Origin of the sequence: Spirillospora sp. NPDC047418 (genome assembly GCF_040643275.1) — a bacterium.
GTDB lineage: Bacteria > Actinomycetota > Actinomycetes > Streptosporangiales > Streptosporangiaceae > Spirillospora.
Genome location: NZ_JBEYTW010000059.1, coordinates 34,465 through 52,366, shown reverse-complemented (window position 1 = coordinate 52,366; position 17,902 = coordinate 34,465). Strand labels below are relative to the sequence as shown.

Here is a 17,902-nt window from a genome sequence, read left to right as displayed (position 1 = left end):
CCTGCGGCGTGTTGTTGTTATGAGCGCCTTGAAAACAACAACACGCCGCAGATCAACGAGGCGGCGGGCGTCCACCACAGCAGGTCCGCTCGAATCGGGCGGTGCCGATGCGGGCACCGCACCAGCGCCGTACCTCAGCACGAGGTACGGCGCGTGTTACCGGTGTGGATCAGAGGTCGTAGGCACCTAGCTTGATCTGCGACACCATCGCCGCCCACACATCCCGTTCAAGGGACAGGACGTCCCCCTCTGGGTTCTTTGAGTCCCGCACGGCCTTCACCGATCCGACCTGTGCGACTTCGACGCAATCCGACTGGGTGGGCTGGCTGTAGGAGCTTTTGCGCCACGTGGCGCGTCGCATACCTGCGCTCTTCACTTGAGCCCTCTCTTAGCGGTCACAATCGTGATGCGACGGCGTCGATCATGGGGACGACCTCCTCTGGATCGGTCGCCTTGGCCCGGAGGTAGTCAAAAACCAGCCCATAGCGGGACAGGTCCGCCGCCTCGTCAAGATACAACTCGCCCGTCAGGTGTTCCAGGTAGATCGCGCTGACCGGATTCGGGCCGTCGAAGTCCAGGATCACGAAGGGAACGCCCATCGCCGAGTGCGACCCGGCGCTGAACGGCAGCACCTGGAGCGTGACGTTGGGAAGGCGTGCCGTCTCCCGGAGCCGATCGAGCTGGCCGGCCATGACGTCAGGGCCGCCGACAAGCCGGTGGAACACCGCCTCATCCAGGATCGCCCACAAGTGGGGGGCATCCTGCTCACCGAGTCTCTCCTGCCTGGCCGCACGGGCCTCGACACGTCGGTCAATCTCGTTCCGGGGGAGGGCTGGACGCACCGAGGACAAGAGCGCCCGAACGTAGCCCTCAGTCTGGAGCAGGCCGGGCACCAACTGGCTCTGGTAACTCCTCACTCCCGAGGCTTCGGCCTCGAAGCTCACATAGGGGCTCGCAATGATGTCCGAGTAGTTGTGCCACCAGCCTTGCTTCCGCGCCTTCCGAGCCAGGTCCATCAGACCTTGGCGCTCCTGCTCGTCCGTCACGCCGTACTCCTCGACCAAGAGGCGCACGTCGCTCGGCGTGACACGAGTTCGCCCCGTCTCGATGCGGGAGATCTTGGCCTTGGACCAGTCGAGTCGCTGCGCGACATCCTCCATCGATAGGCCGACCGCCTCTCGCAAGCGAAGCAGCTCCCTGCGCAGCTGCCTGCCGCGGAATGTCTCCATTCTCACCGTCATGGGTGAAGTCTCCCGTAGTCGCTTGGGGTCAACCCGAAAGAATCTTGAAACGTCTCGATATGAAACGTTGCACATCGTCGCGTTACCAGCAACACTATCAGCGACCTAACGCACACTGAGCGCGATCAGGCGCAAGAGGTCTACGTCTGCCCTGAATCGCTATGGCTGTGCGCGAACCGGACTGACGGGAGGCATGGCTCGATGGAAGTCAAGGGGGCGTGGGGGCTGGTCACCGGGGGGCTGTGCGCGTGGCGGCTGCCCGGGGACGAGAGCGGGCCCGCGATGGCACGTCGGCTCGTCCGGCAGACGATGTCCGAGCTGCGGCTCGACCGGGACGTGATCGAGGACGGCGAACTCGCCGTGTCCGAGACCGCGACCAACGCGCTCCGGCACGCCAGGTGCGCGCGAGGCGACCGGCCGCCCACCCCACCGGAGCTGTGGATCTGGGCGCGGACCGTCCCGTCCCCGCAGCTCATCGTCTCGCTCTTCGACGGCGCGCGAACGACCACACCGCACACCTCCCGGGCCGGCCTGCTGGACGAGCACGGCAAGGGCCTCGAACTCGTCCGCCGAGTCACCGCCGCCTGGGGCAGCAACCCCACCCTCTCCCGCGTCGACACCACGTCCGTCCCCGGCAAGGCGGTCTGGTTCGCTCTACCGCTCCCCCGCGACTGGCCCGGACTGCACTACCGCGTCCACCCCGGAACCGCCGCACACCACCTGCTCCTCAACCTCACCCGACGCGGCTTCCAGGGAACACGCAGCACCACCGACGACGGCCTCTCCGTCCTCGTCCTCCCCACCCTCAACGTCTGGGTCCACCGCCGCACCTTCTGCTGGTGGTCCACCCCCCACCGCTACCTCCGCCGCCCCCTCATCGACCTCCAAGAAACCACCGAACTCCTCGTCCACCATCTCGACACCGCCCTCACCCCCGCCCCGCGATGAGCCTGGGTGCCGCCTCAGAGCGAACCACCCTCGCCCTTCATAGGGCCGACATGAAGTCGATCATGCTTGCCGAGCAGCTCCGCGCCCTTCGCGCCTACGGACGGCAGCGCACCGCCGAACTCGGGATCAAACCCGCCGACGTACCCGACCGCATCCGGGAGTTCCTCAAGGGCAAGAACGGCGCCTGACCATGCCGGTCCCGCCGACCTCCGGCAACGCGGTCTCGGAGCACCCGTCATCGGTCAAGCCGGACACCGAGCGGAAGGCATCGTGCCGAGTGTCCAAACGCCGCATTCACCCGAGCGGCGGAGCGTGCGTTGATCTGCGGCGTGTTGTTGTTATGAGCGCGTTGAAAACAACAACACGCCGCAGATCAACAACGTGGCGACCCGGCCGACGTTCGTGGACACCGCACTGCCGACCACTTACCTCGATGGTCGCCGCCGCCTGGGAGAGGCTGGATCGCGACCGTCCTCGGCAGCTCTCGCAATGCCGTGCGGGTCCGTCTGCACCGGGCGTGACCACCCCGGCCCCGGCGGCAACGGCCGGGGCCGCACCGTCCCCTGAACCTGCGATAGTCGCCGGGTGATGAGCAGGGCACGGCATCGGACGATTGTGGACGTGCACGCGCTGCTGCTCGACGAAGGGGGCCGGGTGCTGCTGATGGAGCGGGCCAACACCGGCTACGCCGACGGCCAGGCCGGTGTGCCGTCCGGCCATCTCGAAACGGGCGAGTCCGTGCTGGAGGCCGTTCTGCGGGAGACCCACGAAGAGGTCGGCGTGCGGTTGGCCGGGGACGATGCGCATTTCGTCCACGTGAGCCACCGCTGCAAGCCCGGCGAGGACGACCGGGTCGGCTTCTTCTTCGCCGCGACCAACTGGACCGGCGAACCCGTCAACGCCGAGCCGCACAAGTGCGCGCGCATCTGGTGGCACGACCCGGGCGACCTGCCGTCCAACACGGTCGACTACATCGCGGACGTGATCGCCCGGCTACGCGGCGGCGGCGCGTTCTCGACGTACGGGTGGCGGTGACGGCTCAGGAGTCCTGGCGGAGGGCGAGGGCGTCGAGGGCCGCGTACGTACCGGTGATCGTCGCCAGCGCGGCCATCGACTTGCGGGGGACGTCGCCGCGGGCCAGGTGGACGAGGCCGGCCGCGGTGTCGCAGGCGTCCACCAGCAGGCAGAGCCTCCGCCAGCGGCGCCGGGCGGCCGGGTCGCTCATCAAGTAGCCGAGGCCGAGCGCGACGGCTCGGCTGCCGAAGATGCGGATCAGGTATCTGAGCTCGGGGGCGTCCCGGTCGTCCATGCCCGCGAGCTTCACGTTGAGGCCGGGCGCGGCCAGTGCCAGCGTCCCCCAGGCGACGCGGCCGGCCGCCAGCGTTTCCAGTGCGCGTTCCATACCGCCGACCCTGCCAAAGGCGGCGGCGCGAGGGCGATTACCTGAGGGGTAATCAGCGGAGGGATGCACGGGCGGTCATCAGGGCGAAGCCGAGGAGGTTTTGGCCGCGCCAGGAGGAGACCTGTTCGGCTCGGGGGTCGTCGGCGGTCAGGCCGATGCCCCAGATGCGGTCCAGGGGGCTTGCCTCGACGAGGATGCGGTCGCCGGTGTCCAGGAGGTAGTCGCGGAGGTCTTTGTTTTGGCCGAACTTCGCTTCGCTCGCCCTTGTGACTATCGCCACACGGTTGTCGCGCCACGTTCGCTCGTCGAAGTTCCGGACGCGGCGGCCGAGGTCTTTCGCGCGGCGGGGATGGGGGGCGGCGATGATGGCGGCCGCCGTTTCCTCGTCGCCGAAGAGGCGGGCTTTCCCGGCCATCATGTAGTGCTCGGCGGTCGCGTACGTGGTGCCGTCGACGGCGAAGGGGGACGGCCACCACTGGCTGAGGTAGCCACGACCAGGGGTCTGGTGGCCCCAGAAGAACAGGAACTTCAGGCGGGCGCCCTCGTTCTGGAGGCGGGTCAGTTCGGCTGCGTCCATGGGAGAGAAGGGTGCCGGACGGGCGGGGGCGGTGCCACCGGGTTTCCCGGACGGGAATAGATGATCCATTAGATGTGTTACCAGTGGCGTCGCGTCCCACGGGGGAGGGGCGCGGTCTAGACCATTTTGCGAAAGCGGGCCGGTGGCCGCGAACATCGTGCGATGACCCCGGCTCGAACTGGGAGGACAGCAGTACAAATGGACAACGCCCTGGCGAACCCCCGTCGCACCAAGATCGACTCCTGGCCGGAGCGGCCCGCGGACGCGGAATCCGAGCGTCCCGCGGAGGCGGAGGCCGAAGTCGATCTCGCCGCAGGCTGACGGCGCATAGATCGAGACCCGTCCGGATGATCCGGGCGGGTTCTTCGCGTTCGGGGGGCGGCGCGCCCGGCGGCGTCCCGGACGGTGGGACGGCGGGCGCGCCGCAGGTCGGCGGGGCCCCGGTCAGCGGGGCGGGGCCGTGCTCGCGCGCACGACGATCTCGCCCGCGACGCGCTCGATGCGGCTGCGGCGGGCGGCGGGCTCGCGCATGGCGAGGCCCATGACGCGCTCCCCCATCGCGTCCAGCGGCAGCGCGACGGTGGTGAGCGGCGGGGTCAGGTCGCGGACGATCGGGATGTCGTCGAAGCCCGCGAGCGAGATCTCGTCCGGCACGGCGACGCCCTGGTCGCGGAACGCGGCGAGGGCGCCGATCGCCATGACGTCGGTGACCGCGAACACGCAGGTGGGCCGGTTCCCCCGGGCCAGCAGTTCGGTCGCCGCCGCGTAGCCGCCGTCGCGGGTGAAGGCCGCCTCCACGATGTGCTCGGACGGGACGCGCACGCCCGCGTCGGCGAGCGCGTCGGTGAAGCCGCCGAGCCGGTCGGACACGGTGGTCAGCGCGTGCGGGCCGGTCAGCACGGCGAAGTCGCGGTGGCCGAGGTCGAGCAGCGCGCGGGCGAGCGCGGCGGCGCCCTCCCGGTTCTGCGGCAGGACCGCGTCCACCTTGAGGCTGCGGTGCCGGCTGAGGACGGCGACGCGGCCGCCGGTGCGCTGGTAGGGGTCGAGTTCGGCGGCCATCGCGCGCTCCCAGTCGCGGTCCTCGAAACCGGATCCGATCAGCAGGATCGCGCGGGCCCGCTGGGCGCGCAGCATCGCCACGTACTCGATCTCGCGGGCCGGGTCGCGGAACGTGCTGGCGAGCATGACGAGCATCCCGTGCTCGGCGGCGGTGCGCATGACGCCGCGGGCGACGGCGGCGAAGTAGGGGTCGCTGACGTCGTGGCAGACCACGCCGACCGACTTGCTGGACGAGCTGGCGAGCGCCTGCGCGTGCGCGTTCGGCGTGTAGCTGAGCCGTCCCGCCGACGCGAGCACGCGTTCCCGCAGGTCGGCGCGGACTTGCGAGGTCCCGTTCAGGACGCGGGACGCGGTGGCGAGCGAGACGCCGGCGTCGCGGGCGACGTCCTGCAGCGTCACGTACGCCCGGTCCGCGCGCTGCTCCTCGGCCGCTTCGGTCATCGCGCTCCCTCGGTGGACGCGGGCCAGCGCGGCGGGTTCCCGGCGAACTCCCTCTTGACCGCGGTGCGCGTCCCTTCCTACGGTACATCAGAAAGCGCTTTCTGAACGCGCTTTCACTGGCACCCGTCCCGGAGGACCCCATGGTGAGTCAGGGCACGACGACCGCGCCGTCCCCAGCGGACGCGCCCGGCGTCGTCGAACGCGACCGGCCCGGCGCGGGCGAGCGGATACGCGACGGCCTGGAGCGGTCGTGGCGGCCGGTCGCGCTGCTGCTGGCCTGCTTCGCCGCCTGGTGGGCGGTAAGCGCTTTCAAGCTGGTCGAGGAGTACCTCGTCCCCTCGCCCGGCGCGACGCTCCGGCTGCTGGTCGACAAATGGGGCTACATCTGGCACCACACCTGGGTCACCACGTACGAGACGCTGATCGGCTTCGCGCTCGCGGTGCTCATCGGCGTCCTCGCCGCGGTGCTCATGGTCTACTCGGCGACGGCCGAGCGCACCCTCTACCCGGTCCTGCTGTTCGCGCAGGTCATCCCGAAGATCGCGATCGCCCCGCTGTTCGTGGTGTGGCTCGGCTTCGGCATCGGCCCCAAGATCGTCGTCGCGGTCCTGATCGCGTTCTTCCCGGTGGTGATCTCGATGGTCGCCGGGCTGAAGGCGGTGGACCCGGAGATGCTGGAGCTGTCGGCCACGATGGGCGCGAGCCCGCTGGCCGCGTTCGCCAAGATCCGGCTGCCCGCCTCGCTCCCGCACCTGTTCTCCGGCCTGAAGGTCGCGGTCACCCTCGCCGTCACCGGCGCCGTCGTCGGCGAGTTCGTCGGCGCGAACGAGGGCCTCGGCTACGTGATCCTGCAGGCCAACGGCAACCTCGACACCCCGATGCTGTTCGCCGGCCTGCTGGTCATGTCGGCCATCGGCGTCGTGCTGTTCGTCGTCGTCGAGGTCGCGGAGAAGCTCCTGCTGCCGTGGCACGCCAGCCGCCGCGGCGAAGCCGTCACCACCACCTACTGACTCCCCCCGCCGCCACCCATCCCTACGGAGGGCCGTCCGACATGAAACTCCGCACCCTCGCCATCGCCGTCCTCGCACCGGTCGTGGCGTTCGCCGGCGCCGCCTGCGGCGGGGACTCCGACGAGACCACGAGCGCCTCGGGCAAGAAGCTGACCAAGGTCACGCTGACCCTGAACTGGTACCCCTACGGCGAGCACGCGCCGTTCTACTACGGCAAGAAGAAGGGCATCTACGAGAAGCACGGCATCGACCTGGAGATCAAGGCCGGGCAGGGGTCGCAGAAGACCGTGCAGGCCACCGCCGCCGGGCAGACCGACTTCGGCTGGGCCGACACGCCCGCGCTGCTCGCCGCGGTCGACAAGGGGATGCCGGTCAAGAGCGTCGGCGTGTTCCTGCAGACCACGCCCGCGTCGGTGCAGTCGTTCACCTCGTCCGGGATCACCAAGCCCGCCGATCTGAAGGGCAAGAAGATCGCCGGGACGGCTGGGGACGCGCTCGCCCGCACCTTCCCGGTGTTCCTGCAGAAGAACGGGATCGACCCGAGCGAGGTGCCCGTCCAGAACACCGACCCGGCCGGGAAGATGGCCGCGGTGCTGTCCGGCAAGACGGCCGGCCTGATGGGCTTCGCCAACGACCAGGGCCCGACGATGGCCGACAAGTCCGGCAAGGGCGTGTCGTACCTGCGGTACGCCGAGTTCGGGCTGAACTTCTACTCCAACGGCCTCATCGTCGGCGAGCGGAAGCTGAAGAGCGACGCCGACCTCGTCAAGAAGATGGTCGCCGCCACCAGCGAGTCGTGGACGGCGGCGGAGGGCGACCAGGCGGGCGCCGTCGCGAGCATGGCCGGCGCGTCCGAGCAGCTCCCGCCGGAGAAGGTCGTCACCGAGCAGTTCAAGACGACGCTGACGCTGCTGCACACGCCCGCGACGCAGGGCAAGGCCCCCGGCGTGAACGCCGAGGCGGACTGGAAGACGACCATCTCGACCTTCCAGCAGGCCGGGGTCATCGAGAAGGCGCAGCCGCCGTCGGCCTACTGGCAGGCGTCGGCCGCTCCGCAGGCATGACGGGACGAGCGATGAAGACCATGAGCGAATCAGCCGCCGAAACGAAGACCAGCCGGGAGACCGCCGTCAGCCTCGACGGGGTCGCGGTCAGGTTCCGCACCCGCAAGCGCGACGTCACGGCGCTGCGCGAGGTGTCGCTGGACGTCGCGATGGGCGAGTTCGTCGCGATCGTCGGCCCGTCCGGTTGCGGCAAGTCCACGCTGCTGAAGCTGGTCGCGGGGCTGTTGAAGCCGTCGTCCGGGAACGTGCTGCTGCGCGGCGACAGGGTCGCCGGGCCGCGCCACGACATCGGCTACGTGTTCCAGCGCGCCGCGCTGCTGGAGTGGCGCAGCGCCCGCAGGAACATCCTGCTCCAGGCGGAGATGCGCAAGATGCCGGCCGGCCAGGCCCGCAAGCGGACCGCGGAGCTGATCGAGATGACCGGCCTGACCGGGTTCGAGGACGCGCTGCCGCACGAGTTGTCCGGCGGCATGCAGCAGCGGGTCGCGCTGTGCCGGGCGCTGCTGCACGAGCCGCCCGTCCTGCTGATGGACGAGCCGTTCGGCGCCCTCGACGCGCTCACCCGCGAGCAGCTCAACGTCGAGATGAACCGGATCTGGCGGGAGACGGGCACGACGATCCTGCTCGTCACGCACTCGATCGCCGAGGCCGCCTACCTGGCCGACCGGGTCGTGGTGATGACCGAGCGGCCCGGCACGATCGACGAGGTCATCGACGTCGGCCTGCCGGCCGAGCGGGACTACTCCGCGACCATGGCCCGCCCCGAGTTCGCCCGCGTCACGAGCCGCGTCCGAGGTCTGCTCGGCGCGGGTGCCGCGGCCGATTGACACACATACACCACAGGTTTGGGAAGGAACGGGATGGAACGCAGGTCCATCGGGATCGTCATGAACGGCGTCACCGGCCGGATGGGGTACCGCCAGCACCTCCTCCGCTCGATCCTCGCGATCCGCGAGCAGGGCGGGGTGCGCGCGGGCGACGGCACCGTGCTGTGGCCGGAGCCGGTGCTCGTCGGGCGCAGCGAGGCCAAGCTGCGCGACCTCGCGGAACGGCACGGGCTGACCGCGTGGACGACGGACCTGGCCGAGGCGCTGGCGCGTCCCGGCATCGAGGTCTACTTCGACGCGCAGGTCACCGGCGCGCGGGTCGACGCGATCCGGGCGGCCGTCGCGGCGGGCAAGCACGTCTACACCGAGAAGCCGCTCGCCGAGGACCTGGCGGGCGCGCTCGCGCTGGCCCGGCTCGCCGACGAGGCGGGCGTGAAGCACGGCGTCGTCCAGGACAAGCTGTTCCTGCCGGGCCTGCTCAAGCTGAAGCGCCTGGTGGACGGCGGTTTCTTCGGCCGGATCCTGTCGGTGCGCGGCGAGTTCGGCTACTGGGTGTTCGAGGGCGACTGGCAGGAGGCGCAGCGGCCGAGCTGGAACTACCGGGCGCAGGACGGCGGCGGGATCATCCTCGACATGTTCTGCCACTGGCGGTACGTGCTGGACGGGGTGATCGCGCCGGTCCGGTCCGTGCAGGCGCTCGGGGCGACGCACATCCCCGAGCGGGTGGACGAGGACGGCAAGCCCTACGAGGCCACCGCCGACGACGCCGCCTACGGCATCTTCGAGCTCGACGGCGGGATCATCGCGCAGGTCAACTCGTCCTGGACGACCCGGGTGTTCCGCGACGAGCTGGTGGAGTTCCAGGTGGACGGGACGGAGGGCTCGGCGGTCGCCGGGCTGCGGCGCTGCCGCGTCCAGCACCGGTCGATGACGCCGAAGCCGGTGTGGAACCCCGACCTGCCCGCCACCGAGGACTTCCGCTCGCAATGGCAAGAGATCCCGGACAACACCGAGTTCGACAACGGCTTCAAGGCGCAGTGGGAGATGTTCCTGCGCCACGTCGCCGACGACGGCCCGTTCGCATGGGACTTCTACGCCGGCGCGCGGGGCGTGCAACTCGCCGAGCTGGGCCTGCGCTCTTGGCGGGAAGGCCGCCGGCTGGAGGTCCCGGAGCTGTGAAGATCGATCTGCCGGGGTCGCTCACGCCCTACACGATGGGCGAGCCCCGCACCTACGAGCCGCCTCCCGGGCCGAGCACGGCGCGGATCGCGTACGCGGCCGCGCACGTGGTGCCCGACTTGTCGGGCGACTCGCTCGACTGGGACACGACGCTCGCGTTCCGGCGGCACCTGTGGTCGTACGGGCTCGGCGTCGCAGAGGCCATGGACACCGCGCAGCGCGGCATGGGCCTGGACTGGACGGCGACCCGCGAGCTCATCGTGCGGAGCGGTCGGGAAGCGCTTTCAGTCGGCGGCCGCATCGTCTGCGGCGCGAGCACCGACCAGCTCCCGCCCGGCCCCGCGACGCTGGACGAGATCGTCGCGGCCTACACCGAGCAGCTCGCGGTCATCGAGTCGGTCGAGGCGGTGCCGGTCCTGATGGCGAGCCGCCACCTGGCCTCCGCCGCGCGCGGGCCGGAGGACTACGCCGACGTCTACGGGCGGCTGCTGGCGCAGGTCGGGCGGCCGGTCGTCCTGCACTGGCTGGGGCCGATGTTCGATCCGGCGCTGGACGGCTACTGGGGCTCCCCCGACCTCGACGTGGCGGCCGGTGCGCTGCTGGCCCTGATCGACGACCACGCGTCCCGGATCGACGGAGTGAAGATCTCGCTGCTGGACGCCGACCGGGAGATCGCGTTCAGGCGGCGGCTGCCGTCCGGCGTGCGCCTCTATACCGGGGACGATTTCAACTATCCGGAGCTGATCAGGGGCGACGCCGAGGGGCACAGCGACGCGCTGCTCGGCATCTTCGACCCGATCGCGCCCGCCGCCGCGGCGGCCCTGCAAGCGCTCGACGGCGGCGACCTCGCGTCCTACGAGGAGATATTCGCCCCGACTGTGCCGCTGTCGCGCCATCTGTTCGAGGCCCCCACCTACTACTACAAGACGGGTGTGGTGTTCCTGGCCTGGCTGGCCGATCACCAGCGGCACTTCCGCATGGTCGGCGGGCTGGAGTCCGCCCGTTCGGTGCCGCACATGGTGCGCCTCTTCCAGCTCGCCGACGCGGCCGGGCTCTTCCCCGACCCCGGTCTCGCGGCGCACCGGATGCGCGCCTGGCTGACCGTCCAAGGAGCCGCGTCATGAGGTTCAGCCTCAACCAGTGGACGACCCGGCACTGGCCGCTGCCCGACCTGGCGGAGGGCTGCGCCGCGGCCGGCGTCACGGGTGTCGGCCTGTGGCGGGAGCCCGTCGCCGAGTACGGCCTGGCCCGCACCGGCAAGCTCATGCGCGACCACGGGCTGGCGGTCACCTCCCTGTGCCGGGGCGGCTTCTTCCAGGAGCCGGACGCGCTGGAGACCAACCGGCGCGCCATCGAGGAGGCCGCCGAGCTGGGCACGAGCGTCCTGTGCCTGGTCAGCGGCGGGCTGCCGGACGGCTCCCGCGACCTGGACGGCGCACGCGCACGCGTCGCCGACGTCCTCGCCGAACTCGCGCCCTACGCGGGCGAGCACGGCGTCCAGCTCGCGATCGAGCCGCTGCACCCGATGTACTGCTCCGACCGGTGCGTGGTCTCCACCCTCGCGCAGGCGCTCGACCTGGCCGCGCCGTTCCCGTCCGCCCAGGTCGGCGTCATGATCGACACCTACCACCTGTGGTGGGACCCGGACGCGTGGGACGGCATCGCCCGCGCGGGCGCGCTGGGCCGGCTCGCGCTGTTCCAGGTCGCCGACTGGGTGACTCCGCTGCCCGAGGGCGTCCTCACCGGGCGCGGCATGCTCGGCGACGGGTGCGTCGAGCTGCGCCGCTTCCGCGAGGCCGTCGACGCGACCGGCTACACCGGGCCGATCGAGGTGGAGATCTTCAACGACGCGCTGTGGGCCATGCCGGGCCCGGAGGCCCTCGCGCTGACCCTGTCCCGCTACAACGAACACGTCGTATGACGCACTCGCCGAGGCCCGGCGCGCCGCCCTCATGAAACCCACGATGAGAGCGGCGCGCCGCGGCTCGACGCGCCCGCCCCCGGCGTCCGGCCGGAGCTGGCGCTCGGCGTCGGGGGCATGGCTCGGGATCGGCACGGCGCCGGGCGCGCTCGTCCTCGGGGCGCAGGTCGGCGGGCGGCACGGCGGCGCGCTGCCCGTCCTGGTCCTGGTGGTCGGCGGCACCGTCATGGCGGCCCTGCTGGTCGCGCAGGGACGCCTCGGCCTGCGCGCACCGGCCGGCGAGAACGCGGGCATGGCCGAGCTGGCGCCGCGCTACCTGCCGCCGGTCGCCGAGCGCGCCTTCACCGCGCTGCTCGCGATCGCGATGGTGGGCTGGTTCGGCTTCAACCTCGGCCTGGGCGGCGCGGCCGCCGCGGCCCTCGGCGGCGTCCCGGACGCGGTCGGGGTCGCGGCGCTGACCGTCCCGCTGGTCGCGGTCCTGATCGGCGGCGGCGGGCGGTGGAACGCGGTCGCGGTCGTGACCACGCTCACCGCGATCGCGCTGATCGGCATCGTCGCGGTGAAGCTCGCGCCGCCCGCATCTCCGGTGGCGCTCGCGCAAGACGGGCCGCCGGGCCTCCTCGCCGCCGACCTCGCCGGATACATCGGGTACGTGTCGGTGTTCGCCGTGCGGGCGCCCGACTTCACGGTCGGGCTGCGCGGGCGCGGCGACCTCGCCGCGTGCGTCGCGCTCCTCGCCGTCCCGGCGCTCGCGGCCTCGGTCGTGGGCGCCGGGGTTGCGGCGGCGAGCGGCTCCACCGACGTGGTCGCGGTCCTCGCCGGGCCGGACGGACTCCCGGCCGCGAACCTGTTCGTCGCCGCCTCGGTCATCGCCCCGACCTTCGCCGCCGTGCATTCCGGCGCCTTGGCCGTCCGCCGCTTCCTCCCCGCCCGCGTCCGGAACGGCAGCTCCCCTGGCGCGCCCCGCACGGAGCCCGCGGTGGACTCGGTGAGTGCGCCGGCGGGCTCGGCCGGGCTGCTCGGTGCCGTGGCGGCGCGGGTGGACGGGCGGCAGGTGGTGGGGGTGCTGGCGATCGCCGTGCCGGGGGCGGTGCTCGCCGCGCTGCGCGTCGACCGGATGCTGCTCGACTGGCTGACGGTGCTGGCTGCGGCGCTGCCTGCGCTCGTGCCGCCGATGGCGGCGGAGGCGGCACGGCGGCGGCGCGGACGGGCCGCGCGTCCCGTGGCGACTTGGATCTGGGCGCCCGGGGCCGCGGTGGCGGTGGCGCTGACCGTGGCCGGGTACGCGGCGGCGGCCCCGGCCGGCCTGCTCGTCTCGGCGGCCGGGACGCTCGCGCACGCGTGGCGGCGCCGGGAGCGGGCGTGACCCGATGTGGACATGTGCCAAGACCGAAATTCGTCCTTGACGCCGGGCGGGACCGGCCGTACGTTCAAGAAAGCGCTTCCAGAAAGCGCTTTCCAGCCACCCCCACCACACACCCTGGACGGCCGGAATGCGACGAAAGCTCCACTGGTGTCTCCTCGCGCTCGCGGCGCTGCTGCTGCCGCTGCTCGCCGTACCGCCGGCGGCGCAGGCGCGGGACGACGCGCCGATCCTCGACCCGATCCCCGACGACCCCGCCCCGTCCGGCCTCGGCCTCGTCCTGCAGGAGGTCGCGCAGCTCCCGCAGTCGAAGCCGACCGGAACCCCCACCGACCCCCGGCTGCTGCGGTGGAACCGCATCAACTACGTCGGCGAGGTCCCCGACCACTCGGGCCGCCTGTACGTGCCGGACCTGAACGGCAAGCTCTACCTGCTCGACAAGAAGACCCGCACCCCGCACGTCTACCTGGACGTCGCCGAGACGTTCGCGCCCGACTTCTTCTCCCAGGCCGGGCTCGGCCAGGGCTTCGGGTTCGTGGCGTTCCACCCCGACTTCCGCAAGAACGGCAAGTTCTACACCGCGCACGTCGAGGCCGGCGACGCGCTGAAGACCAAGACGCCCGACCTCACGCCGCAGCCGAAGACCGGCTACCACGGCGTCATCGACGAGTGGACGGCGTCCGACCCGAAGGCCGGCACCTTCTCCGGGACGCACCGCGAGATCCTGCGCATCGGATTCTCCGGGCGCATCCACAACCTCCAGCAGATCGACTTCAACCCCAACGCCCGTCCGGGCGACGCCGACTACGGCATGCTCTACCTGACGGTCGGCGACGGCGGCAACGGCAACGTCGGCGACAACGGCGGCGACCCGCAGAACCTCGCCGTCCCGCAGGGCAAGATCCTGCGGATCGACCCGTCCGGGAACGACAGCGCGAACGGCAAGTACGGCGTCCCGGCCGACAACCCGTTCGCCGGGCAGGCCGGCAAGCTCGGCGAGATCTACGCCTACGGCATGCGCGACCCGCACCGGTTCAGCTGGGACACCGGCGGCACGCACCGGATGTTCCTCGCGCACATCGGCGAGCACGAGATCGAGTCGATCCACGAGCTGTACCCGGGCGCCAACATCGGGTGGAGCGAGCGGGAGGGCGCGTTCACCTTCCGCAAGGACGACCGCTGCCACCTGTACCCGCTGCCGGCGGACGACGACAAATACGACTACGAGTACCCGCTCGCGGCCTACGACCACGACCCGCCGCCGGACTGGGACTGCCGCAGCGACGTCGGCCACGCCATCTCCGGCGGCTACGTCTACCGGGGCGCGAAGCTGCCCGCGCTGCGCGGCAAGTACCTGTTCACCGACATCGTGGACGGCCGGCTCATGTACACCGAAGAGTCGGAGATGAAGCACGACGCGTCCGGCACGAACCGCGCGCAGATCTACGAGCTGGCGGCGTACGACACGTCCGGCAAGCCCGTCACGATGCGGGAGCTGGCCGGTGACGAGCGCGTCGACCTGCGCTACGGCATGGACGCCAAGGGCGAGCCGTACCTGCTCGCCAAGGCCAACGGGAAAATCTGGAAGGTCGTCGGGACGAAGCGCGTCGCGTCCTGCAAGGCGGGACCGGTCCAGGTCAAGCACGCGGCGGACGCCGGGAGCTGGGCGCCCGTCACGCCGTCGAAGTGGACGTTCACCGGTGGCGAGGTCGTCCTCGCCGAGGCCGGCGAGCAGCGGCCGGGCCCGCGCCGCCCGTTCGAGTACGCGGTGCTCACCAGGGGTCCGGTGCTCGGCTCGACCCGGATCGAGGCGCAGGTGCGGCTCGACACGCCGGTGTCGGTCAGCAACCGGGACGTCATCGTCGTCTTCGGCTACCAGGACGACACGCACTTCTACTACGCGCACCTGTCCAGCGACAACACCATCTACCCGCACAACGGGATCTTCCTGGTGAACGGCGCCGACCGGCAGCGCATCGACCAGCAGTGGAACGCCAACCGGTCGCACGGCGCGCCGCCGTCCATCACGGACGAGGCGTGGCACGGCGTCCGGGTGGACCGCTGCGCGGAGACCGGCGAGACCGCCGTCTACGTGGACGGCTCGTCCCGCCCCGTGTTCACGGCGCTCGACACGACGCTCGGCTCCGGCCGGGTGGGCTTCGGCTCGTTCGACAACACCGGCCGGCTCCGCGGCCTGACCGTCCGCGGAACCCCTGCGAAGTAACGGCCTCCTCCGGGCGGGCGACGGGCCCCGGCGCCCGCCCGGAGGGCTCCAAGGAGTCCACAATGCTGATTCGCCGCGGCCCCGCAGCCCTCGTCACCGTGCTGCTCGGCGCCTCCCTCACCGTCGCCGCCGCTCCCGCCCAGGCATCGACCGGCGGCGTCTTTCCGCCGCTGAAGAAGAACCTCATCTCCTACTACGACTTCGAGCATCCCGTGCCGGGCGACCCGTCCCGCGAGGCCGACCGCGGCCGGTCCGGGACGACGATCGACCTGGTCAACGGCGGCGCCGCCATGCGGGTCAGGGACGGCGCGCGGCGGCACGCCATCCAGCTCAAGCAGGTGGACCCGTCCGCGAACGGGAACGACGATTGGAAGGCGGGGATCTACTCGGCGACCGGCGTCCCGTCCCTGCGCGCGTTCAACGCCGCCAAGGGCGCGACGCTCATGGGCTGGTTCAAGATGACCGGCACGAACCCGAGCCCCAACACCGTCACCGCGAACCCGGATGACACCTACAACGCGATCGGGCTGTCCGGCCTGCTCACCGGCGACTCCGACGGGCACGGCGTGCGCGCCCTGCTGGAGATCATCGACGTCTCCGGCACCCTGCGCGTCGTCGCGCTCGGCCGCCGCGTGGACGGGTCGAAGTCGCAGACGTTCGCGGCGAGCGAGGACTGGCAGAGCGTCCTCCCCCAGAACACCTGGGTGCACCTCGCCGCGACCTTCGACTACGACACCGGCCGGATGGCCCTCTACAAGGACGGCGCGCCGATGCCCGGCTTCTACACCGTCGCCGGCGACCCGTGGGGCGTCGAGGGCGACCCCGAGCCCGACGTCACGTCCGCCACCGACCCCCGCGGCATCAAGATCGGCGGCAGCTTCCCGCAGGACAACCTGGAACGGAACCCCTGCAACTGCCGCATGGACGGCCTGATGTTCCTCGACCGCGCCCTCACCCCCAAGGAGGCCGCCATCCAGTACAAATTCGCCGCAAGGCACTGACCCTGCCACCGCCGCTGGCGCCCGCCCCCGCGTGCGCCGGTGGCGGTGTCAGACCGGTGGCGGTGTCAGACCCACCTGCCAGGCTCCGACCCCATGGACCAGGACGCATTCTGGGAGCTGATCGACCGCTCCCGCGAGCACTCCCCCTCCCCCGAGGCCCGCGTCGCCTGGCTGCAGGACGCCCTCGCACGCCGCCCCCTCGCGGACGTCGCCGGCTTTCAGATCTGCCAGGACCGGACCCGCCTCCGCTCCGACACCTACGCTCTCTGGGGCGCCGCCTACCAGATCATGGACGGCCTCTGCTCGATGGACGGCTTCTGGTATTTCCAGCCCTGGCTCATCGGCTTGGGCCGCGACGTGTTCGAACGCGTCACCGAGAATCCGGACGTTCTGGCGGACGTCCCCGAAGTGCGTCGCCTGGCCGGGCACCCCATGTCCGACTGGCCCGACGACCACTTCCCGGAATGGGAGTCGTTCAACTACATCGCGCCCCAGGTCTACGAGCAGCTGACCGGCACCGAGGACGGTCTGGACGACGCCCTGCGCGCCCAAGGCCACAAGACCCCCTACGACACCGCCCCGGTCGACTCGGGCTGGGACTTCGAGAACCCGGCCGAACTCGCACGCCGCCTCCCCCGCCTCTCCGCCCTCTTCCCCCTGACCGAACGCGCATGACGCGACGTCAGCGCACGACCTCCGCCTCATCGCCGGTTCGCTCGGCGTCTTGGGTGGCGGCCCATGTGCCGAGCAAACGGATCGCCTCCTCGGACGGTGATCCGGGCTCCGGCGCGTAGGCGTAGATCCAGCGTTCGCCGTCGTGCAGCTGGAGCGCCTCGACCTGCATGGTCAGTTCGCCGACGACGGGATGGTGGAACCGCTTGGGCCCCCGGCACGGCACCTCCACGTCGTGCTCGGCCCACCAGGTCCGGAACTCGGGGCTGGCGACGGACAACTCGCCGATCAGCGCATGCAGCCGCTTGTCGTTCGGGTAGCGGCCCGCGGCCTCCCGCAGGACTCCGACACTCACGCGCGCGTTCATCTCCCAGTCGAGGTGCAGTTCGCGCGTCGACGGCTCCAGGAACAGCCAGCGCGGATGGCTAGCCGCCCCGGACGGCATCGGTTCGAGCCCCACCAGGAGTGCCCGGCCCATGCGGTTCATCGCGTGGACGTCGCCGCGCGAGTCGATGACGATCGCGGGGATCGTGAAGCTGTCGAGCATCATCCGCATGCCCGCGTCGAGGGGCGCGAGCCGCAGTTCGCCGGGTTCGGCCGGCGCGGCGGCCGACCGGACGAGGTTGCGCAGGTACAGCCGCTCGACCTCGGCCAGCCGCAGCGCGCGGGCGATCGCGTCGAGCACCTGGTCGGACGGCTGCAGGGGCCGGCCCTGCTCCATGCGGGCGTAGTAGTCGAGGCTCACGGCGGCCAGCATCGCGACCTCTTCGCGCCGCAGGCCCGGGACGCGGCGCCGGCCGCCGGCCGGGATGCCGACGTCCTCGGGCCGGACGCGCGCCCGCCGGGTGCGCAGGAACTCTCGCAGCTCAGCGTTCTTGGCCATGCCTCCACGGTAGGCGCCGGTCACCCGGCTTGGGTGGGTCTGTGCGTCCGAGGTCGCCGCCGCCACTGGTGGGGCCGCGACGCCCGCCGC

Annotated in this window: 20 protein-coding genes; 14 read left to right on the top strand and 6 right to left on the bottom strand. The window is 71.4% G+C overall.

Annotation, left to right across the window (positions count from 1 at the left end):
• Positions 1-169 precede the first annotated feature (169 nt).
• Entirely contained in the window at positions 170-361 is a 192-nt protein-coding gene (locus ABZ806_RS29865; RefSeq protein WP_500220753.1) for a DUF397 domain-containing protein, read from the bottom strand.
• A gap of 34 nt (positions 362-395) precedes the next feature.
• Positions 396-1,241 carry a helix-turn-helix domain-containing protein gene (locus tag ABZ806_RS29860; RefSeq protein WP_500220752.1) on the bottom strand — a complete coding sequence of 282 codons (846 nt, stop codon included), beginning with the start codon at positions 1,239-1,241 and terminating at the stop codon, positions 396-398.
• Positions 1,242-1,442: 201 nt separating this feature from the next.
• Between ABZ806_RS29860 and ABZ806_RS29855 the strand changes: the two genes are divergently transcribed.
• From ABZ806_RS29855 to ABZ806_RS29845, 3 genes are all read left to right on the top strand, one after another.
• Positions 1,443-2,189 (top strand): ATP-binding protein, encoded by a 747-nt coding sequence (locus tag ABZ806_RS29855; protein ID WP_500220751.1) that lies wholly within the window; start codon positions 1,443-1,445, stop codon positions 2,187-2,189.
• A 50-nt stretch (positions 2,190-2,239) separates the two neighbouring features.
• Positions 2,240-2,377 carry a hypothetical protein gene (locus ABZ806_RS29850; protein WP_500220750.1) on the top strand — a complete coding sequence of 46 codons (138 nt, stop codon included), beginning with the start codon at positions 2,240-2,242 and terminating at the stop codon, positions 2,375-2,377.
• Between the two features lie 400 nt (positions 2,378-2,777).
• The gene (locus tag ABZ806_RS29845) at positions 2,778-3,224 is read left to right on the top strand and encodes an NUDIX hydrolase (protein ID WP_500220749.1); all 447 of its coding nucleotides are present in this window, start codon (positions 2,778-2,780) and stop codon (positions 3,222-3,224) included.
• A gap of 4 nt (positions 3,225-3,228) precedes the next feature.
• On the opposite strand, the gene ABZ806_RS29840 is transcribed toward ABZ806_RS29845, so the two are convergent.
• Together ABZ806_RS29840 and ybiA are read right to left on the bottom strand one after the other, a co-directional pair.
• Positions 3,229-3,591, bottom strand: coding sequence for a hypothetical protein (locus ABZ806_RS29840; protein WP_500220748.1), 363 nt, complete (start codon positions 3,589-3,591; stop codon positions 3,229-3,231).
• A gap of 52 nt (positions 3,592-3,643) precedes the next feature.
• Positions 3,644-4,168 carry a riboflavin biosynthesis intermediates N-glycosidase gene (gene ybiA, locus ABZ806_RS29835; protein WP_500220747.1) on the bottom strand — a complete coding sequence of 175 codons (525 nt, stop codon included), beginning with the start codon at positions 4,166-4,168 and terminating at the stop codon, positions 3,644-3,646.
• Between the two features lie 198 nt (positions 4,169-4,366).
• Between ybiA and ABZ806_RS29830 the strand changes: the two genes are divergently transcribed.
• Entirely contained in the window at positions 4,367-4,489 is a 123-nt protein-coding gene (locus tag ABZ806_RS29830) for a hypothetical protein (RefSeq protein ID WP_500220746.1), read from the top strand.
• A gap of 123 nt (positions 4,490-4,612) precedes the next feature.
• Here the strand turns inward: ABZ806_RS29830 and ABZ806_RS29825 are convergent, their stop codons facing one another.
• A complete protein-coding gene (locus ABZ806_RS29825) occupies positions 4,613-5,668 on the bottom strand; it encodes a LacI family DNA-binding transcriptional regulator (RefSeq protein WP_500220745.1) in 1,056 nt (351 codons plus the stop codon).
• A gap of 140 nt (positions 5,669-5,808) precedes the next feature.
• Here ABZ806_RS29825 and ABZ806_RS29820 point away from each other — a divergent pair, with 140 nt between their 5' ends.
• The 10 genes from ABZ806_RS29820 (at position 5,809) to ABZ806_RS29775 (ending at position 16,932) form a co-directional block, all read left to right on the top strand.
• Entirely contained in the window at positions 5,809-6,678 is an 870-nt protein-coding gene (locus ABZ806_RS29820) for an ABC transporter permease (RefSeq protein WP_500220744.1), read from the top strand.
• Positions 6,679-6,719: 41 nt separating this feature from the next.
• The gene (locus tag ABZ806_RS29815; RefSeq protein ID WP_500220743.1) at positions 6,720-7,742 is read left to right on the top strand and encodes an ABC transporter substrate-binding protein; all 1,023 of its coding nucleotides are present in this window, start codon (positions 6,720-6,722) and stop codon (positions 7,740-7,742) included.
• 20 nt (positions 7,743-7,762) lie between these two features.
• Positions 7,763-8,569, top strand: a complete 807-nt coding sequence (locus ABZ806_RS29810; RefSeq protein WP_500220742.1) for an ABC transporter ATP-binding protein — start codon at positions 7,763-7,765, stop codon at positions 8,567-8,569.
• 33 nt (positions 8,570-8,602) lie between these two features.
• Positions 8,603-9,748 carry a Gfo/Idh/MocA family protein gene (locus ABZ806_RS29805; RefSeq protein ID WP_500220741.1) on the top strand — a complete coding sequence of 382 codons (1,146 nt, stop codon included), beginning with the start codon at positions 8,603-8,605 and terminating at the stop codon, positions 9,746-9,748.
• Positions 9,745-10,872: a dihydrodipicolinate synthase family protein gene (locus ABZ806_RS29800; RefSeq protein ID WP_500220740.1), complete on the top strand. Its 1,128-nt coding sequence runs from the start codon at positions 9,745-9,747 to the stop codon at positions 10,870-10,872. The genes ABZ806_RS29805 and ABZ806_RS29800 overlap by 4 nt, the downstream gene beginning before the upstream one ends.
• Positions 10,869-11,669 carry a sugar phosphate isomerase/epimerase family protein gene (locus ABZ806_RS29795; RefSeq protein ID WP_500220739.1) on the top strand — a complete coding sequence of 267 codons (801 nt, stop codon included), beginning with the start codon at positions 10,869-10,871 and terminating at the stop codon, positions 11,667-11,669. Before ABZ806_RS29800 ends, ABZ806_RS29795 begins: the two co-directional genes overlap by 4 nt.
• A 43-nt stretch (positions 11,670-11,712) precedes the next feature.
• On the top strand, positions 11,713-13,035 hold the full coding sequence (locus tag ABZ806_RS29790; protein WP_500220738.1) for a hypothetical protein: 1,323 nt from the start codon (positions 11,713-11,715) through the stop codon (positions 13,033-13,035).
• A gap of 127 nt (positions 13,036-13,162) precedes the next feature.
• Complete coding sequence (locus tag ABZ806_RS29785) at positions 13,163-15,256, top strand: PQQ-dependent sugar dehydrogenase (protein WP_500220737.1); 2,094 nt, start codon at positions 13,163-13,165, stop codon at positions 15,254-15,256.
• A gap of 62 nt (positions 15,257-15,318) precedes the next feature.
• Positions 15,319-16,257, top strand: a complete 939-nt coding sequence (locus ABZ806_RS29780; protein ID WP_500220736.1) for a LamG-like jellyroll fold domain-containing protein — start codon at positions 15,319-15,321, stop codon at positions 16,255-16,257.
• A 93-nt stretch (positions 16,258-16,350) separates the two neighbouring features.
• A complete protein-coding gene (locus ABZ806_RS29775) occupies positions 16,351-16,932 on the top strand; it encodes a DUF4240 domain-containing protein (protein WP_500220735.1) in 582 nt (193 codons plus the stop codon).
• A 7-nt stretch (positions 16,933-16,939) separates the two neighbouring features.
• Here ABZ806_RS29775 and ABZ806_RS29770 read toward each other — a convergent pair whose 3' ends face one another.
• Entirely contained in the window at positions 16,940-17,812 is an 873-nt protein-coding gene (locus ABZ806_RS29770) for a helix-turn-helix transcriptional regulator (protein WP_500220734.1), read from the bottom strand.
• Positions 17,813-17,902 lie beyond the last annotated feature (90 nt).

Bases quoted from the DNA above. Each gene is read 5' to 3' on its own strand.
- ABZ806_RS29865 (WP_500220753.1), bottom strand. From the start codon at position 361: ATGCGACGCGCCACGTGGCGCAAAAGCTCCTACAGCCAGCCCACCCAG.
- ABZ806_RS29860 (WP_500220752.1), bottom strand. From the start codon at position 1,241: ATGACGGTGAGAATGGAGACATTCCGCGGCAGGCAGCTGCGCAGGGAG.
- ABZ806_RS29855 (WP_500220751.1), top strand. From the start codon at position 1,443: ATGGAAGTCAAGGGGGCGTGGGGGCTGGTCACCGGGGGGCTGTGCGCG.
- ABZ806_RS29850 (WP_500220750.1), top strand. From the start codon at position 2,240: ATGAAGTCGATCATGCTTGCCGAGCAGCTCCGCGCCCTTCGCGCCTAC.
- ABZ806_RS29845 (WP_500220749.1), top strand. From the start codon at position 2,778: ATGAGCAGGGCACGGCATCGGACGATTGTGGACGTGCACGCGCTGCTG.
- ABZ806_RS29840 (WP_500220748.1), bottom strand. From the start codon at position 3,591: ATGGAACGCGCACTGGAAACGCTGGCGGCCGGCCGCGTCGCCTGGGGG.
- ybiA (WP_500220747.1), bottom strand. From the start codon at position 4,168: ATGGACGCAGCCGAACTGACCCGCCTCCAGAACGAGGGCGCCCGCCTG.
- ABZ806_RS29830 (WP_500220746.1), top strand. From the start codon at position 4,367: ATGGACAACGCCCTGGCGAACCCCCGTCGCACCAAGATCGACTCCTGG.
- ABZ806_RS29825 (WP_500220745.1), bottom strand. From the start codon at position 5,668: ATGACCGAAGCGGCCGAGGAGCAGCGCGCGGACCGGGCGTACGTGACG.
- ABZ806_RS29820 (WP_500220744.1), top strand. From the start codon at position 5,809: ATGGTGAGTCAGGGCACGACGACCGCGCCGTCCCCAGCGGACGCGCCC.
- ABZ806_RS29815 (WP_500220743.1), top strand. From the start codon at position 6,720: ATGAAACTCCGCACCCTCGCCATCGCCGTCCTCGCACCGGTCGTGGCG.
- ABZ806_RS29810 (WP_500220742.1), top strand. From the start codon at position 7,763: ATGAGCGAATCAGCCGCCGAAACGAAGACCAGCCGGGAGACCGCCGTC.
- ABZ806_RS29805 (WP_500220741.1), top strand. From the start codon at position 8,603: ATGGAACGCAGGTCCATCGGGATCGTCATGAACGGCGTCACCGGCCGG.
- ABZ806_RS29795 (WP_500220739.1), top strand. From the start codon at position 10,869: ATGAGGTTCAGCCTCAACCAGTGGACGACCCGGCACTGGCCGCTGCCC.
- ABZ806_RS29790 (WP_500220738.1), top strand. From the start codon at position 11,713: ATGAGAGCGGCGCGCCGCGGCTCGACGCGCCCGCCCCCGGCGTCCGGC.
- ABZ806_RS29785 (WP_500220737.1), top strand. From the start codon at position 13,163: ATGCGACGAAAGCTCCACTGGTGTCTCCTCGCGCTCGCGGCGCTGCTG.
- ABZ806_RS29780 (WP_500220736.1), top strand. From the start codon at position 15,319: ATGCTGATTCGCCGCGGCCCCGCAGCCCTCGTCACCGTGCTGCTCGGC.
- ABZ806_RS29775 (WP_500220735.1), top strand. From the start codon at position 16,351: ATGGACCAGGACGCATTCTGGGAGCTGATCGACCGCTCCCGCGAGCAC.
- ABZ806_RS29770 (WP_500220734.1), bottom strand. From the start codon at position 17,812: ATGGCCAAGAACGCTGAGCTGCGAGAGTTCCTGCGCACCCGGCGGGCG.